This window comes from Paenibacillus sp. MCAF9 (assembly GCF_052114265.1).
Taxonomy (GTDB): Bacteria; Bacillota; Bacilli; order Paenibacillales; family Paenibacillaceae; genus Pristimantibacillus.
The window spans coordinates 1-14,496 of the sequence record NZ_JBFREL010000018.1 but is presented as its reverse complement, the minus strand read 5'-3'; the positions used below and the strand labels follow the sequence as shown (position 1 = coordinate 14,496).

Below are 14,496 nucleotides of genomic sequence, written 5' to 3'. Positions count from 1 at the left end.
AGGGCTTATAGTTCTCCGTCAAAGCTGCTTTAGCATCCAGAGGACGCCGAAGGCGTTTTTGAGTGGTTGACAAAAACGTCATTTCCGCATAATATTTAAACAGTTGTTTAAAACAATTGTTTAAATAGAGAAAACGGGAGTGGATCATATTGAAAAATGCACTAATTGCTTTTATGAAACGTCCAACGACTATCGTTGGTATATTTACGGCAATCATGTTCCAGGTTATTTTTTCGGTCATTTGGATGACAGGTTATAACGGTGTTACGGACCGCGTACAAAATTTGCGTATTGCTATTGTGAATGAAGATGCACAGATGGGACAGAAGATTGCTGGCAACCTTGTTCAGAACTTGCCTTTTAACATGAGTGAAATCAGCAGCATTGATGAGGCGAAGCAGCAGTTGAATGAGCGTGAACTGCAGATGGTTGTATGGATACCGGCGGATTTCTCTCAGAAGGCTTCAGCAGCCGATGGTACAGCCTCCATTCAATATGTAATAAACGAATCAAATCCAGCACTCATTAAAAGTATTATGAGTGGTGCAGCCGGGCAAATAACAGCAGAAGTAAATAAACAGGCCGTAACGGGCGGCATTCAAACGGTACTTGGCAACATGCAGCTGCCAGCAGAGCAAGCTGGAGCAGCGGCACAAGGATTGTCAGAGCGTGTTAAATCTGAAATTCAGTCAACGAACGTAATACAAGGAATGAACAATCAAATGGTTCCGATGATGCTGGTGCTTGCTTCTTATGTCGGCGCGATGATCATGGGTATGAATTTTGAGCAATCGTCCCTTTCACTAGGAGCAACAACAAGCAGATGGAAACGTTTCGGCGCAAGAAGCGTAATTAATGTAGGAGCAGGTGTTATTGTTTCGTTAGTAGGTTCTTCCTTGCTTGCTGCATTTGGCGGTCAGATGGAACAAGGATTTCTTCATATTTGGTTGTTCCAGCTGATGTTCGTATTAACATTTATATTCGTTTCGCAAATGTTTATTTACTTGTTTGGTTTAAGCGGCATGCTGTTCAATATTATTTTATTGTCGGCACAGCTTGTTACTTCTGGTGCGATCGTACCGCGTGAATTGTTATCCGACTTTTACGTCAAGCTTGGTGATATTCTTCCAGCGACGTATGCCGTTGAAGGTACGATGAATATTTTGTTCGGCGGCCCAGCGGCTACAGCTGACTCTTTGTCACTTAGCGTTATTGCTGTCGTTGCCTTTACGGTTAGCGTAGCTGCGGTGGCGCTGAAGCGCCAAGCCGCTCCTGTAGTGCAGCCTACAGCAGTTATTGCAGGGCAAAAAAGATAATTCAACTGCAGTTTGCTGTTGGCTTAGAAGTGGTTCAAAATAAAAGATATTGTTTTTTATGGGGGCCCGTCATGACAACAGGAGAAGCGGATATTAAAATTAGAATATTGTCAGCTGCCAAAAAGCTGTTTGCGGAAAATGGCTTCGATAAAACGACCGTTAGGCAAATATGCGAAGAGGCTGGAGCTAACGTTGCGCTTGTCTCGTATCATTTTGGCGGGAAAGAAAATATGTTCTATGCTTTATTTGATTATTATTTTCCAAACAATCAAATTGCCGAGCTAGACCCCATGCAGCTAGATCCGGTAGAGGGTGTTAGACTTATTGTTCGTGAGGTAACTAATTTCCGCTACAGCGATTATCAATTAATTAATATTATTCAGCAAGAAGTTATCATGAACACGGATCGTATTGAGAAGATACGCAAGCATGTGATGCCGATGTGGGGGAAGCTCCGCTACTGGCTCAAAGAGGGCAAGGATCAAGGTTTATTTCAATTCAACTCCTTAGATAACACCTTGTTTTCCATTATCGGTACGTTGCTCTTTCATCGGAATAGCCAATATTGGGCTATCTTGCATGAAGAAGAACGTTCATCACAGGAAGCAATCGTCGAGGATTTAACCTTATTTATTTTGGGTGGATTGTACTATAGAGGCGAATAGCTGAAAACCATGAAATACCGTGCGCGAGAAATCGCCGTACGGTATTTTTTTTTGTTACAACCTTCTGCTATTCATAAACTACTGGTACAATTTAGGTGCAACGATTATGAAAGTATGGAGTTTCGCATAATGCCCGTTTAGTATAAAGCCAGCAGCTGCGCAGGCAGAATAGGAGCGAGATTATACAAATGAAACGTGAACGGATACAGGAGATTTTGGAGCAGCATAGGAAAAAAGGGCTGACGCTTCTTGCCTCAGGCGGCGAAACGCAGAAGCCAAGTTCGCAACTGTGGAATCAGTTCATTAATGAACAGCTCCTTGAAGAGATTAAAATGGAAGCCGATCGCTTCATGCTTACCCCTAATCCCGAGCTCACCTACTCTCTCTTTCGTGTTTATGGAGATACGGGAGAGCGCTTAGCTTATGAACGTGTATATTTTGAAAGGCGAAAAAGATTGAATTCGTATGTCATTATGGCGCTGCAGGACCCGGAAAATACAGACTACGAAGTTGCCGCTCTTAATATGATCTGGTCGGTTTGCAATGAGTTTACTTGGTGTCTGCCTGCTCATTTTAATGAAGGATCAGACAGGCTGGACATCGATTTATTTTCGGCGGAGACCGGGTTTGCACTAAGTGAGATTAAGTTGTTATTAGGCGACCGTTTACCGGATTTGCTGCACAAGCGTATAGAGGCTGAGGTAGAGAATCGCCTATTCCGTCCTTTTTTGGAGCAAGGCCCATTCGGGTGGGAGACAGCGGATCACAATTGGGCGGCTGTATGCGCAGGTTCGGTTGGGGCAGCGGCGCTTTATCTCATTGAGGATTCGCATAGGCTGTCGCAAGTGCTGGAACGTGTGCTTCATTCGCTTGATTGTTATTTGAGTGGATTTGGCAATGACGGCGCGTGCGCGGAAGGTTATTTATATTGGCAGTATGGTTTCGGATATTATGTATATTTTGCTCAGATGTTAAAAAGGGCAACAGCTGGAGAAATCAACTTATTTACTTCGAATAAGGTGAAGGAGATTGCACTTTTTCAGCAGAAATGTTTTACGGGAAGCAGCACGGTCGTTAACTTTAGTGATTCGCGTCCTGAAAGCGGTATATTTATGGGGCTCAGCTGTTGTCTGCATCAGGAGTTTGCAGAGGTCATTGTACCGGATGCGAGCCTTAGAGCGGAGTATGCTGCTGATCATTGCGGACGCTGGGCGCCGGCGATTCGTAATTTGATGTGGGTGAAAGAAGAATGGATGGCGGCGACTGAAAGTAAAACGATCTGGCCTGCCGAGTCCTATTACTTATCTGATGTGCAGTGGCTTCTGTCCAGACATGCAAGCGAGAACGGCGGCAACTACAGCTTTGCGGCAAAAGGGGGCCATAATGAGGAGCCTCATAACCATAATGATGTGGGCCATTTTATCGTACATGCGGATGGACAAGCTTATTTAGCAGATTTGGGCAGCGGAAAATATACGGCGAAATATTTTGGCCCGGAACGGTATTCGATTTGGTGCAATGGCTCTCAGGGTCATTCGGTTCCTATTATAGACGGCTCTCATCAGCAAAATGGGGCTTCGTTTCGAGCGGCAGTTATGGAAGCGTCAACAAATGCGAGTAGGGATAAGTTTGCGCTGGAAATCAGCTCGGCATATGGACATTCCAAGCTGGAGCGAATGGAGCGCCGATTCCTATGGGAAAAGGAAAAGCTGCCGCGCCTGACGCTGACGGATACGATTTGGATGATACCAAATGGAGAAGAAGCTGATGCTGAGCGGCAAGTTACAGAGCGGTTCATTACGTTTCTTGTTCCTGAGCTGGCGGAGGAAGGTCGAGTGATTTTAACAGGACAACGCCAATTGTTCATTAATTATGATCATCAGGTTTGGAAGCCGGTCGTTACCGCAAGGAGCGATATCGATCATTATGGCGTTGAGCGATTCTGGTATACGCTTGATTTTGAATGGAAAGCAGCAGTTGAAGTGCCGTTGATTGCAAATTTTATTTTTCAATTTGAATCATAACTACAATATTCGATGCGAGGAGCGAGTAAGGATATGGAGCAGATCAATTGGGTAAATGAAGCTTGGGCAAATGTACATGAGAAGGTTACGAGAACGAGCAATCGGATTGGTGCAAGATTTCCGCATGCAAGCGTCGATGGAACGTATGTGCTTGAGGCGCCTCAGTGGTGGACAGCTGGTTTCTGGCCGGGCTTGTTATGGCTGCTGTATCGTGATTCAGAGTCGAAGGATGATCGATATAAAGATATTGCCGAGGCATGCGAGCAGCAATTGGATGAAGTATTGTTCGGATATGATCGCTTGGATCACGACATCGGCTTCATGTGGTCGCTAACGAGTGTAGCCCGCTATAAGCTGCTTGGTGAAGAGCAATCCCGTAGACGAGCGTTGTTAGCGGCTAGTGTACTCAGCGGAAGATTTAATGTAAAAGGAAATTATATTAGAGCTTGGAATCCTTGGGGCGAAGGAGACCGCAACGAGGGCTGGGCGATTATTGACTGCATGATGAACCTGCCTTTACTCTACTGGGCAAGCGAGACAACGGGAGATCCAAGATTTAAGCATTTGGCGATGGAGCATGCGGATACGGTGCTGGAGCATTTTATACGGACGGACGGTTCGGTTAATCATATTGTAGTCTTTGACCCGCATACGGGTGAATTTGTAAGTGTGAACGGCGGACAAGGCTTTGCGCCAAACTCAGCGTGGTCGCGCGGAGCATCGTGGGCGATTTACGGAATGGCACTTAGTTATAGGTATACGGGCGAGGCTCGGTACTTGGAGGCGGCGAAGCGGGTTGCTAATTTCTTCCTTGCGAACTTGCCTGAGGATTTCGTTCCGCATTGGGATTTCCGCCTGCCATCAGGTGTAGAACGTTATCGCGACACGTCAGCTGGCGCTTGTGCTGCCTGCGGTCTGCTCGAAATCGCAAGCTCAGTTCCTGCAGAAGAATCGGAGCTATATCAAGCGGCTGGCGAGCGAATATTACGTTCATTGTACGAGAATTACGGCGCATGGGATGATGAGGCGGAGGAAGGCTTGATTTTGCATGGGACAAGCCATTATCCAGAGCGGAGAAACATTGATGTGCCGCTTATTTATGGCGACTATTTCTTCGTAGAAGGTTTAGCGCGATTAAGAGGGGATTCCTCGACATTCTGGTAGAGGAGAGGTAACGAACATGCAAATCGAAAGTGGATCACAGATAAACGAAACGCTTCCTATGCGCAAATACTGGCTGGAGCAGATGCTCGCTATTGGCGAACCTGTGCTTAACGCCCTTGCGGAGCGCCGTCTTAAAGAGACGATGCCTATAGAAATCGCAATAACTGCTGGAGAAGCTGGTGACGAGAAAGCAGCCGCTGAACTTAAAGCTGACCGAGCGAAATTCACGCATTTGGAAGCGTTAGGACGCCTTTTATCCGGTATGGCTCCATGGCTTGAGAATCAGTACATTAATGGACACGAAGAGGAGCTGCGAATTCGTTATGCCGCGCTTGCTCGTGAAGCAGTGGATGCGGGCACTGATCCAGCTTCGCCAGACTATATGAACTTCAGCGATGGTTACCAGTCGATTGTCGATGCTGCTTTTTTGGCGCTTGCGATATTGCGTGCTCCGAAAGAGCTTGGTGAAAAGCTGGAGCATCGTGTGAAAGCAAATGTAATTACGGCGCTGAAGCAAACGAGATCGAGAAAGCCTGTCTTCTCGAATTGGCTGCTTTTTGCAGCAACGATTGAAGCGGCGCTGCTTAAGCTTGGCGAGCGTGACTGGGACCCGATGCGGATCGATTACGCGTTGAAGCAGCATGAGCAGTGGTATTTGGGTGACGGCGCATATAGTGATGGTCCGGATTTCCACTGGGATTACTATAACAGCTTCGTTATTCAGCCGATGCTGGTCGATGTGCTTGCCGCAGCAGGTGATGAGCACGAGGAATGGCGAGCCATGCAGGGTGCTGTTGCGAGCCGTTCACGGCGTTATGCAGAAGTGCTTGAGCGGCTAATTGGAACGGATGGAACATACCCGCCAATTGGACGTTCGCTTGCCTATCGTTTCGGAGCCTTTCAAAGCCTAGCTCAGCATGCCCTAAATGATGATTTGCCGGCGTCCGTCACAGCATCTCAGGTACGCTGTGCGCTTACCGCAGCGATTCGTAGAACACTTGAAGTGCCAGGCAATTTTACAGCGGATGGATGGCTTACAATCGGCTTCTGCGGACATCAGCGAGATGTTGGCGAGCGATACATATCAACGGGAAGCCTCTATTTATGCGCTGCGGTGTTCTTGCCGCTTGGCCTTGCAAGCGAGCATCCATTTTGGAGTGGAGCGGACGAGGCTTGGACTTCTAAAAAGGCGTGGTCAGGACAGGCTTTTGGCATCGATGCGGCTTTGAAGTGAATTTTTACTGATCCTGAGGTAGTTTTAAAAAGACATTTCTGTAGGGAAACGATCTGAACATTATCGTATTCTCAAGATATAGTTGGCGCATAATAATAGCTTGAGCGAATGACTATGGACGTGCCAATCTGCACAAAAAAGATTTAGTTCCTTCTGCCTAGTGTAAATAAACGGAAAAATGAAACCAAGCACTTGAAATTAATAACGAAAATGAGTATGATAAAAATAGTTGTTAGCACTTGAAGGTTTCGAGTGCTAACGAGAATATAAGCAGCGACAAATTTTGAAGGAGGCTATTTTCAATGATCAGACCTTTGGGTGAACGCGTATTGATCGAAGCAATCGCGAAAGAAGAAACAACCGCTAGCGGTATCGTATTGCCGGATTCGGCGAAAGAAAAGCCGCAAGAAGGCAAAGTGATTGCAGTTGGAAGCGGCACGCTGAAAGATGGTGTTCGTATTGCTCTTGAAGTCAAAGAAGGCGACCGCGTTCTTTTCTCCAAGTATGCAGGCACAGAAATCAAATACGATGGCAAAGAGTATTTGATTATGAAAGAAAGCGAAATTCACGCGATTTTTGAATAACAACCCGCTTAGGGTCACATAGAAGGCAACACATAAACTAAGCAGTTCTACTTAAACTATTTTGGGAGGTTTCTGTTAATGGCTAAGGAAATTAAATTTAGCGAAGACGCTCGTCGCGCAATGCTGCGCGGTGTTGATGCACTTGCAAATGCAGTTAAAGTAACACTAGGTCCAAAAGGCCGCAACGTGGTACTTGAGAAAAAATTCGGAAGCCCGCTTATCACAAATGATGGTGTTTCCATTGCAAAAGAAATCGAGCTTGAAGATGCTTTTGAAAACATGGGCGCTCAACTTGTTAAAGAAGTAGCTACAAAAACAAATGACGTAGCTGGTGACGGTACAACTACGGCAACTGTTCTTGCACAAGCGATGATTCGCGAAGGCTTGAAAAACGTTACAGCTGGCGCTAACCCTATGGTTATCCGCAAAGGCATCGAGAAAGCTGTTAAAGCTGCTGTTGAAGAGCTTAAAGCAATTTCGAAACCAATCGAAGGCAAACAATCGATCGCACAAGTTGCTTCGATCTCATCTGCTGACGATGAAGTAGGCCAACTTATTGCTGAAGCTATGGAAAAAGTCGGCAACGACGGCGTTATCACTGTAGAAGAGTCGAAAGGCTTTGTTACAGAGCTAGAAGTTGTTGAAGGTATGCAATTTGACCGTGGTTATGTATCTCCATACATGATTACTGACACTGATAAAATGGAAGCTGTCCTAGACAACCCTTACATTCTTATCACTGACAAAAAAATTACGAGCATTCAAGAGATCCTTCCGGTTCTTGAGAAAGTCGTACAATCCGGCAAGCAATTGCTAATCATCGCTGAAGACGTAGAAGGCGAAGCTCAAGCTACTCTAGTAGTGAACAAACTTCGTGGAACATTCACTTGCGTAGCTGTTAAAGCTCCAGGCTTCGGTGACCGTCGTAAAGCTATGCTTCAAGATATCGCTGCTCTAACAGGCGGCCAAGTGATTACAGAAGAGCTAGGCCTTGAGCTTAAATCAACTGGCGTTGAATCACTAGGTTCTGCTCGTCAGATCCGCATCACTAAAGAAACAACAATCATCGTTGACGGCAGCGGCAACTCCGCTGACATCGTTGCTCGCGTAAACCAAATCCGCGCTCAACTGGAAGAAACAACTTCCGACTTTGACCGTGAGAAGCTTCAAGAGCGTCTTGCAAAATTGTCTGGCGGCGTTGCAGTTATCAAAGTTGGCGCAGCTACAGAAACAGAATTGAAAGAGCGCAAACTACGCATCGAAGATGCCCTCAACTCCACTCGTGCAGCGGTTGAAGAAGGTATCGTATCGGGCGGCGGTACTGCCCTCATTAACGTATACAACGCTGTTGCTGCTGTTAAAGCAGAAGGCGACGAGCAAACAGGCGTTAACATCGTTCTTCGCTCCCTTGAAGAGCCGCTTCGCACAATCGCTGCGAACGCTGGTCAAGAAGGTTCGGTTATCGTTGAGCGTCTGAAAAACGAAAAAATCGGCGTAGGCTACAACGCAGCTACTGGAACATGGGTTAACATGTTCGAAGCAGGTATCGTTGACCCTGCTAAAGTAACTCGTTCAGCATTGCAAAACGCAGCTTCCGTTGCAGCTATGTTCTTGACAACTGAAGCCGTTGTTGCTGACAAACCTGAGCCGAAGGGCGCAGGCGCTGGCATGCCAGATATGGGCGGCATGGGTGGAATGGGCGGCATGATGTAATAAGGGGTTAAATCCCTTATACATCAAGGGTTTTCGTCAGTGAAAATCCTCTTTATCATTATCTTATAACTTTGAGACCTTCCAGATTATTCTGGGAGGTCTTTTTGCGTTTATCGAAATACAACGTGAATAAGGATATTGGAGAAGAGGGAGGTAATCGCTGCCAACGGGGCAACTGCCTATGTGAATATTAAAGCCAATTTACAAAATGACAATAATGTAACATAGGAACCCTTAATTGTTAGGGGAATCGATGGTCGTTTGCCTATCTGTCTTTTAAGATATAAGAGGCAGAGGAGCTGGTGTGAAATGAATTTTTTAGAAGAAAATATTCACTTATTTAGACTGGTTAATGACCTAGGGAAACAATATCCATACTTAAATCCTGCTATGGTTTTTATTGCTGAGTTTATGGTGTATTTCTTGGTTTTAGGTGTTGTCTTCATTTGGTTTACTAGACATAAACAGAGTAGAATGATGATTGTTTGTGCAACTATTACTTTTGTATTTGCTGAAATCATTGGGAAAATAATAGGCAAATTTCATTCGAATAATCAACCATTTGCTGAGTTGGCAAATGTTAATAAATTAATTGAAAAAGCAGTTGATAATTCTTTTCCAAGCGATCATACCATATTGTTCTTTTCATTTTGTGTATCCTTTTGGTTATTTAGAAAAGGCTGGTGGTTTTTATGGGTTATACTAGCTTCCCTTGTTGGTATTTCTCGTATTTGGGTCGGTGTCCACTATCCAGCAGATGTCCTAGTAGGAGCTATGATAAGCATCATTTCAAGCTCAATTGTTTACCTTGTTGTTCCTAAGTTAAGCTTGACTCAGAAATTGCTAGGGGGCTATGCGAAATGCGAAGAATTGCTTCTATCACCACTAACTAAATCGAAAAGGAATAGATCAAAGGAGTATTAAGAGGAAATAATGCACATAGAAAAAGATAATAGATCCAGTCATTTATCAGGCTGAGAAGCCTATAGGAAAAAATAAAGCCAAAGATAGAACTGTCGTTCTATCTTTGAATCTATATTGAACAGAATTATTCTAAAATGTCTCTGCGTTTCAGTACATTCTCGACTTTATGCAAATGAGCTTGAATGAGCTGGCTGGCCAGCTCGCTGTTTTGAGCTAATATTGCATTATATATGGATTGATGCTCTTTTAAGAGAAGTGTGGAAGAGGACTTGTCTTCGAAAAACCACAGCTGACGAGTTTTTCCCATTGTTTCGGTTAGCTTAGAAGTAAGTGAACTCATTAATGTATTAAGCAGCTTATTATGTGAGGCAGCCGCTATAGCTAGATGAAATTCGATATCCGCATGTTCACTCATTTGTGTATTATTCATTTCCAACGCTTGCTCCATTTGTTCAATAATCTGCTTTAAGTTCTCTAGATCCCTATCATTTCGACGCTCGGCAGCGAATGCAGCACTGCCGCTTTCAAGCCAAATACGAACTTCCAGTATCTCTTTTACACTTTCCGATTCCTCGAATGGATCTCGCGAGTTGCTCTGCAAGGTAGGCAATACTTTATTGACAAAGGTACCTCCGCCATGCTTTACATCTATCCAGCCTGTTGCCTTTAATGCGCTCAATGCTTCACGAATTGTGGAGCGGCCTACTCCAAAGGAGGTACTCAAGTCAACTACGGACGGTAGTTTTTGACCAGGTTGTAAGAGACCTTCCTCAATTTGTGAGAGAATGGCTCTTCGGACAAGCTCATGTCCTTTTTCAGTTTCTACCTTTATCGGCTGCATAGAGCTTTAAACCTCCCGAAAATAAAACTATAGACTATACTGTACAACTTTATTACACTATAATCAATACAAAGTCATCAGATGACCTGCTCAATTTGATTATGGAGGAATCGTTCATGTTGAATGAAGCTGTAGTTAGACCATTACGAGATATTGTAGGAGAAAAATTTTTTCGGACAGATCAGGAGGCGTTAATCGCACATTCCTATGATGGAACGCCGATGTTGCAGGCTTTGCCCGATGCAGTTATTTATCCAGAATCAACAGAGCAAGTTTCAGAAATTATGAAAATAGCTAACAGCAATCTTATTCCGATTGTAACAAGAGGCTCGGGTTCGAATCTTTGCGGTGGTACAGTACCATTGCAAGGCGGAATTGTGATGGTTATGCATCGCATGAATAAAATTATTGAAGTGGATATGGAAAACTTAACGGCTATTGTCCAGCCTGGCCTAATTACTGGACAATTCATTTCACATGTTGAAGGGCTAGGACTATTCTATCCACCAGATCCAAGCAGTATGAAAATATCTACAATAGGCGGCAATATCGCTGAATGCTCAGGCGGTCTAAGAGGCTTAAAGTACGGAACCACAAAAGATTATGTACTCGGCTTAACTGCTGTGCTGGCAAATGGCTCAATCATCCGTACTGGCGGGAAATTGACTAAAGATGTCGCTGGGTACGATTTGACGAAACTGTTAGTAGGCTCTGAAGGAACTCTTGCTGTTATTACAGAGGCGATTCTTAAGCTTGTGCCACTGCCAAAAACAAAGAAAACGATGGTTGCGATGTATAAGGATATTTATGGTGCAGCACGTACGGTATCAAAAATTATTAAAAATCAAATTATTCCAGCAACTTTGGAAATATTGGATAATCCGACTATTCGGGTTGTTGATGACTTCGCGAAAATCGGTTTGCCACTAGATATGGCCGCGATCCTCATTATTGAGCAGGATGGTGAACCAGAAATGGTTGAACGCGATATTGAAAAAATACAACTTATTTGCAAGGAAGAGCAGGCGGATCGCATTGAGGTAGCAGCGGATCGTGAAGAAGCAGAAAAGCTTCTGACAGCTAGACGCAGCGCATTTACCGCACTCGCTCGCCTGCGCCCGACGACGATACTTGAGGATGCTACTGTACCTCGTTCTAAAATTGCGGAAATGATATTGCGTACAAATGCAATCGCCCAAAAATATAATGTGAATATAGCGACCTTTGGGCATGCAGGTGATGGAAACCTGCATCCAACCGCAACGACTGACGCACGTGACCACGAAGAAGTGCATCGTGTTGAGGAGGCATTTGCTGAAATTTTTGAAGCTGCAATCGAACTCGGAGGCACGATTACTGGTGAGCATGGGGTCGGCGTTGTGAAAGCCCCTTATTTGGAATGGAAGGTTGGAGAAGCGGGAATTGAAGTAATGAAAGGAATCAAAGGCGCTTTCGATCCATTGAATATTTTGAATCCTAGTAAGATGTTTGCTAAGGAAGCGAAGAAACGGGTGGTGGTGCAGCATGGCTAGTACTACAGGAAAACCGATTATCGAGCATGCTAATCCTCTTGCTCGTACTTTATTAGAGAAGCTTGACTACGATCAGTTAACAAATTGTATGCGATGCGGCTTCTGCTTGCCTGCTTGTCCGACATTCCATGAAACAGGTATGGAGCCTGCCTCTCCACGTGGACGCATTGCGATGATGAAGGCAGCTGTTGATGGACTAATGGTTCCAGACCAGCAGTTCCAAGATCAAATGAACTTATGCTTAGGCTGTCGTGCTTGTGAACCAGCTTGTCCGGCAGATGTAAAGTATGGTCAATTAATTGAACAGACGAAAGAAGCGATCGAGGAGCACGCAACGCATTCATTGCCGATTAAAATTATTCGCAAGACGGTTTTCAAACATTTATTTCCGAAACGTAGCAGCTTGAAGCTGCTTGGAGGCTCGCTTGCGGTCTATCAAAAATCCGGCTTGCAAAAAGTAGTGCAATCAACCGGTGTAATGAAGCTGTTTCCTAAACAATTATCTGAGATGGAGTCTATCTTGCCATCTGCCAGTCCAAAGGGTGTAGTTGAGCGTCTGGGCACTTTTTATCCTGCGAAGGGTGAACGAATCGCCAAAGTTGCGATGTTCCGCGGTTGTATCATGGATGTTATGTTCGCAGATACGAATGTGAATACAGTTGAGCTGCTGTCTGCTGCGGGCTTCGACGTATATATTCCTGAAAGTCAGGTCTGCTGTGGTGCGCTGCATGCTCATAGTGGAGAAATGAATGACGCTCGCGAACTGGCAGCTGTAAATATCGATATATTCAAACAGCTCGATGTCGACTTCATTGTATCCAATGCAGGCGGTTGTGGTGCGCTGCTCGTTGAATATGACCATCTTATGCAGGAAAATAAAAAGTACAGCGAGCCAGCAAAATGGTTTGCTTCAAGAGTGATTGATGTCAGTACATTGATTGTAGAAAAGGGACGTGTACCGAAATTTGTACAAAAAGCAAGTTCTCAAGATGCCCGAAAAATCAAAGTGACGTATCAGGATTCCTGTCATCTGCGCAATGTGATGAAAGGCTCGAGCGCCCCCCGTAAATTAATGAGGGAAGTAGTTAACGCTGAATATGTTGAAATGGGCGAGTCTGATCGCTGCTGCGGCTCTGCTGGCATATACAATGTCGTACAGCCTGAGATGGCAGGTGCCATCCTTGAGCACAAAATGGAACATGCGAATAACACACAAGCAAGCTATATGCTAACGAGTAATCCAGGCTGTCTGCTTCAAATGAAGCTTGGAATAGAAAAGCATAAGCCTGATCAGACGATGAAGGCGATGCACATCGTTGATTTTTTGCATGAACGGATGATTGTATCAGAGTAACAACTATTAATTATAAGTTTGTCAAAATGTATTTTGCTATTGTATTAGGTTGTCTAAATTGTTTATGATATTATTTAAGGTGTTAATTAAATCTTGAGTAGGTAGATTATGAGTTTAAATGACAACATATTAATTAAGATTCGTGAAATGAGAGAAAGCTTTACTCCAGTTGAACGATTGGTTGGAGATTACATTTTAGAAAATAAAGAAGAAATCCCTCATTTATCGATTAAGGAATTAGCTCAATCTAGTAAAACAAGCGATGCATCTGTCCTTCGTTTCTGCAAGACGATGGGGTACAGTGGATACCGCAATTTTATTGTGAGTATCTCCGCTTCTTTGGGCTCTCGTGATGAGGATCCAAAGGCTCAATATACAGATATTCAGCCGGGTGATGATCTCTCGACAATTATTTCAAATATTTCTTTGAATAATTGCAAATCCATTGAGGATACGCTTAGTGTCATCGATCGAAAAGAAATTGCAAGAGCTGTAGAATTATTATGCCATAGCAAGCGAATTGTTTTCTTTGGAATAGGTGCCTCAGGAATCGTTTGTATGGACGGGGAACAGAAGTTCTCACGAATTAATAAGATGTGCCATGCCTATACGGATGGTCATAGTCAGCTCACAGCAGCAACGTTACTTGAGAAAGATGATGTTGCCATTTTCATTTCCAACTCTGGCGCAACTAGTGATATTATTGATGCTCTGATCATTGCTCAAAAGAACAAAGCGAAATGTATTGCGATTACGAAGTACAATAAAAGTGAGCTTGCTGTGCGAGCGGATATTGTTCTTAGTATATCAACACCTGAAATTACAATTCGCAGTGGTGCGATGGGCTCACGTATTGCTATGCTTACGATTATCGACATCTTATTTGCTGGTGTCGCAAGTGCAGAATATGAGGAAGTAAAAACCTACTTGACAAAAACGCATAATATAGTGAAGAAAAAACTGAGATATTAGGTTCTTCTTTAATGAATGGGGAAGAAAGGGGCTGTCCCAAAAGCGTTAAGCTCACTGAAGGGATAGCTCGCTTTGAACAGAAATATTGCAAAATATGAAAAATAGCCGTACAGGGTGGTCTATTCCTGTACGGCTATTTTTTTCTTTTGGTCTATGGTTGCTTTCTTCATCAG

12 protein-coding genes are annotated in these 14,496 nt (G+C 44.2%); 11 read left to right on the top strand and 1 reads right to left on the bottom strand.

All coding sequences use genetic code 11. The annotated features are described in order from the left end of the window. Positions 1-149: 149 nt before the first annotated feature. From AB4Z45_RS22350 to AB4Z45_RS22315, 8 genes are all read left to right on the top strand, one after another. Entirely contained in the window at positions 150-1,316 is a 1,167-nt protein-coding gene (locus AB4Z45_RS22350) for a YhgE/Pip domain-containing protein (protein ID WP_441911659.1), read from the top strand. Positions 1,317-1,387: 71 nt separating this feature from the next. After that, entirely contained in the window at positions 1,388-1,981 is a 594-nt protein-coding gene (locus AB4Z45_RS22345) for a TetR/AcrR family transcriptional regulator (protein ID WP_441911657.1), read from the top strand. 188 nt (positions 1,982-2,169) lie between these two features. Further along, positions 2,170-4,005, top strand: a complete 1,836-nt coding sequence (locus AB4Z45_RS22340) for a hypothetical protein (protein ID WP_441911655.1) — start codon at positions 2,170-2,172, stop codon at positions 4,003-4,005. Between the two features lie 33 nt (positions 4,006-4,038). Continuing rightward, a complete protein-coding gene (locus AB4Z45_RS22335; protein ID WP_441911654.1) occupies positions 4,039-5,169 on the top strand; it encodes a glycoside hydrolase family 88 protein in 1,131 nt (376 codons plus the stop codon). Positions 5,170-5,185: 16 nt separating this feature from the next. Further along, entirely contained in the window at positions 5,186-6,403 is a 1,218-nt protein-coding gene (locus AB4Z45_RS22330) for a DUF2264 domain-containing protein (RefSeq protein ID WP_441911652.1), read from the top strand. A 302-nt stretch (positions 6,404-6,705) separates the two neighbouring features. Then, entirely contained in the window at positions 6,706-6,987 is a 282-nt protein-coding gene (gene groES, locus AB4Z45_RS22325; protein WP_441911650.1) for a co-chaperone GroES, read from the top strand. Positions 6,988-7,065: 78 nt separating this feature from the next. Further along, positions 7,066-8,700, top strand: a complete 1,635-nt coding sequence (groL, locus tag AB4Z45_RS22320) for a chaperonin GroEL (protein ID WP_076269676.1) — start codon at positions 7,066-7,068, stop codon at positions 8,698-8,700. 309 nt (positions 8,701-9,009) lie between these two features. Then, the gene (locus AB4Z45_RS22315) at positions 9,010-9,624 is read left to right on the top strand and encodes an undecaprenyl-diphosphatase (protein ID WP_441911648.1); all 615 of its coding nucleotides are present in this window, start codon (positions 9,010-9,012) and stop codon (positions 9,622-9,624) included. Between the two features lie 124 nt (positions 9,625-9,748). Here AB4Z45_RS22315 and AB4Z45_RS22310 read toward each other — a convergent pair whose 3' ends face one another. Next, positions 9,749-10,465 carry a FadR/GntR family transcriptional regulator gene (locus AB4Z45_RS22310; protein ID WP_441911646.1) on the bottom strand — a complete coding sequence of 239 codons (717 nt, stop codon included), beginning with the start codon at positions 10,463-10,465 and terminating at the stop codon, positions 9,749-9,751. Between the two features lie 116 nt (positions 10,466-10,581). On the opposite strand from AB4Z45_RS22310, the gene AB4Z45_RS22305 reads away from it, so the two are divergent. The 3 genes from AB4Z45_RS22305 (at position 10,582) to AB4Z45_RS22295 (ending at position 14,323) form a co-directional block, all read left to right on the top strand. Then, on the top strand, positions 10,582-11,997 hold the full coding sequence (locus AB4Z45_RS22305) for an FAD-binding oxidoreductase (RefSeq protein ID WP_441911645.1): 1,416 nt from the start codon (positions 10,582-10,584) through the stop codon (positions 11,995-11,997). After that, positions 11,990-13,351 carry a (Fe-S)-binding protein gene (locus AB4Z45_RS22300; RefSeq protein WP_441911644.1) on the top strand — a complete coding sequence of 454 codons (1,362 nt, stop codon included), beginning with the start codon at positions 11,990-11,992 and terminating at the stop codon, positions 13,349-13,351. Before AB4Z45_RS22305 ends, AB4Z45_RS22300 begins: the two co-directional genes overlap by 8 nt. 108 nt (positions 13,352-13,459) lie before the next feature. Next, complete coding sequence (locus tag AB4Z45_RS22295; RefSeq protein ID WP_441877315.1) at positions 13,460-14,323, top strand: MurR/RpiR family transcriptional regulator; 864 nt, start codon at positions 13,460-13,462, stop codon at positions 14,321-14,323. The last annotated feature ends 173 nt before the right edge of the window (positions 14,324-14,496 follow it).

Bases quoted from the DNA above. Each gene is read 5' to 3' on its own strand.
- AB4Z45_RS22345 (WP_441911657.1), top strand. From the start codon at position 1,388: ATGACAACAGGAGAAGCGGATATTAAAATTAGAATATTGTCAGCTGCC.
- AB4Z45_RS22340 (WP_441911655.1), top strand. From the start codon at position 2,170: ATGAAACGTGAACGGATACAGGAGATTTTGGAGCAGCATAGGAAAAAA.
- AB4Z45_RS22335 (WP_441911654.1), top strand. From the start codon at position 4,039: ATGGAGCAGATCAATTGGGTAAATGAAGCTTGGGCAAATGTACATGAG.
- AB4Z45_RS22330 (WP_441911652.1), top strand. From the start codon at position 5,186: ATGCAAATCGAAAGTGGATCACAGATAAACGAAACGCTTCCTATGCGC.
- groES (WP_441911650.1), top strand. From the start codon at position 6,706: ATGATCAGACCTTTGGGTGAACGCGTATTGATCGAAGCAATCGCGAAA.
- groL (WP_076269676.1), top strand. From the start codon at position 7,066: ATGGCTAAGGAAATTAAATTTAGCGAAGACGCTCGTCGCGCAATGCTG.
- AB4Z45_RS22315 (WP_441911648.1), top strand. From the start codon at position 9,010: ATGAATTTTTTAGAAGAAAATATTCACTTATTTAGACTGGTTAATGAC.
- AB4Z45_RS22310 (WP_441911646.1), bottom strand. From the start codon at position 10,465: ATGCAGCCGATAAAGGTAGAAACTGAAAAAGGACATGAGCTTGTCCGA.
- AB4Z45_RS22305 (WP_441911645.1), top strand. From the start codon at position 10,582: ATGTTGAATGAAGCTGTAGTTAGACCATTACGAGATATTGTAGGAGAA.
- AB4Z45_RS22300 (WP_441911644.1), top strand. From the start codon at position 11,990: ATGGCTAGTACTACAGGAAAACCGATTATCGAGCATGCTAATCCTCTT.
- AB4Z45_RS22295 (WP_441877315.1), top strand. From the start codon at position 13,460: ATGAGTTTAAATGACAACATATTAATTAAGATTCGTGAAATGAGAGAA.